Origin of the sequence: Delftia deserti, from assembly GCF_042653485.1 — a bacterium.
Lineage (GTDB): Bacteria > Pseudomonadota > Gammaproteobacteria > Burkholderiales > Burkholderiaceae_C > Comamonas > Comamonas acidovorans.
On sequence record NZ_JBHSIH010000001.1, the window covers coordinates 3,702,501 to 3,705,000 of the forward strand.

1 rRNA gene (running past one end of the window) is annotated in these 2,500 nt (G+C 51.3%); it reads right to left on the reverse strand.

What is annotated here, in order from left to right:
* Positions 1–116 precede the first annotated feature (116 nt).
* Positions 117–2,500: ribosomal RNA gene (locus tag ACFPFG_RS17850) — 23S ribosomal RNA — on the reverse strand (it continues 492 nt past the right edge of the window).

Below are 2,500 nucleotides of genomic sequence, written 5' to 3' on the forward strand. Positions count from 1 at the left end.
GTTGTCATGCTGCTCACCGAGCAACACAACGAATTCATAGAGTCTGTAATCAGCTTTGTATTTTGACTGCGCCTTACTTGGCATAACCACCTTGATGATCACGTCATCAAAGTTATAGGGTCAAGCCTCACGAGCAATTAGTACTGGTTAGCTTAACGCATTACTGCGCTTCCACACCCAGCCTATCAACGTCCTGGTCTTGAACGACTCTTCAGGGGGCTCAAGGCCCCGGCAGATCTCATCTTGAAACGAGTTTCCCGCTTAGATGCTTTCAGCGGTTATCTCTTCCACACTTAGCTACTCGGCAATGCCACTGGCGTGACAACCGATACACCAGAGGTGTGTCCACTCCGGTCCTCTCGTACTAGGAGCAGGCTTCCTCAAATCTGCAGCGCCCACGGAAGATAGGGACCAAACTGTCTCACGACGTTTTAAACCCAGCTCACGTACCTCTTTAAATGGCGAACAGCCATACCCTTGGGACCGACTACAGCCCCAGGATGAGATGAGCCGACATCGAGGTGCCAAACACCGCCGTCGATATGAACTCTTGGGCGGTATCAGCCTGTTATCCCCAGAGTACCTTTTATCCGTTGAGCGATGGCCCTTCCATACAGAACCACCGGATCACTATGTCCTGCTTTCGCATCTGCTCGACTTGTCAGTCTCGCAGTTAAGCACGCTTATGCCATTGCACTATCGTCACGATGTCCGACCGTAACTAGCGTACCTTCGAACTCCTCCGTTACGCTTTGGGAGGAGACCGCCCCAGTCAAACTGCCTACCATGCACTGTCCCCGATCCCGATAAGGGACCTGGGTTAGAACCTCAAACGCACCAGGGTGGTATTTCAACGTCGGCTCCATGAGAACTAGCGTCCTCACTTCAAAGCCTCCCACCTATCCTACACAGATCCGTTCAAAATCCAATACAAAGCTACAGTAAAGGTTCATGGGGTCTTTCCGTCTTTCCGCGGGGAGATTGCATCATCACAAACATTTCAACTTCGCTGAGTCTCTGGAGGAGACAGTGTGGCCATCGTTACGCCATTCGTGCAGGTCGGAACTTACCCGACAAGGAATTTCGCTACCTTAGGACCGTTATAGTTACGGCCGCCGTTTACTGGGACTTCAATCAAGAGCTTGCACCCCATCATTTAATCTTCCAGCACCGGGCAGGCGTCACACCCTATACGTCCACTTTCGTGTTTGCAGAGTGCTGTGTTTTTATTAAACAGTCGCAGCCACCGATTTTTTGCAACCGCTTTGGGCTCCCTTTGTTCAAGTTCACCTACTTGCGGCATACCTTCTCCCGAAGTTACGGTATCAATTTGCCGAGTTCCTTCTCCAGAGTTCTCTCAAGCGCCTTAGAATACTCATCTCGCGCACCAGTGTCGGTTTGCGGTACGGTCGTGTGTAGCTGAAGCTTAGTGGCTTTTCCTGGAAGCAGGGTATCACTCACTTCGTCTGCAAGCAGACTCGTTATCACCCCTCATCTAAGCCCGGCGGATTTGCCTACCAGGCACGACTACAGGCTTGAACCAACATATCCAACAGTTGGCTGAGCTAACCTTCTCCGTCCCCACATCGCACTACACATCGGTACAGGAATATTGACCTGTTTCCCATCAGCTACGCATCTCTGCCTCGCCTTAGGGGCCGACTCACCCTACGCCGATGAACGTTGCGTAGGAAACCTTGCGCTTACGGCGAGGGGGCTTTTCACCCCCTTTAACGCTACTCATGTCAGCATTCGCACTTCTGATACCTCCAGCACCCGTTACCAGGCACCTTCACAGGCTTACAGAACGCTCTCCTACCACTTGCAATAAATTGCAAATCCGCAGCTTCGGTAACTGGCTTAGCCCCGTTACATCTTCCGCGCAGGACGACTCGATCAGTGAGCTATTACGCTTTCTTTAAATGATGGCTGCTTCTAAGCCAACATCCTGACTGTTTTAGCCTTCCCACTTCGTTTCCCACTTAGCCAATTTTAGGGACCTTAGCTGGCGGTCTGGGTTGTTTCCCTCTTGAGTCCGGACGTTAGCACCCGGTGCTCTGTCTCCCAAGCTGTACTCTGCGGTATTCGGAGTTTGCATAGGTTTGGTAAGTCGCCATGACCCCCTAGCCTAAACAGTGCTCTACCCCCGCAGGTAATACTTGAGGCACTACCTAAATAGTTTTCGGAGAGAACCAGCTATTTCCAAGTTTGTTTAGCCTTTCACCCCTATCCACAGCTCATCCGCTAGTTTTGCAACACTAGTCGGTTCGGACCTCCAGTACCTGTTACGGCACCTTCATCCTGGCCATGGATAGATCACTTGGTTTCGGGTCTACACCCAGCGACTGGACGCCCTATTCGGACTCGATTTCTCTACGGCTCCCCTATTCGGTTAACCTTGCCACTGAATGTAAGTCGCTGACCCATTATACAAAAGGTACGCAGTCACCCTTGCGGGCTCCTACTTTTTGTAAGCATGCGGTTTCAGGATCTATTTCAC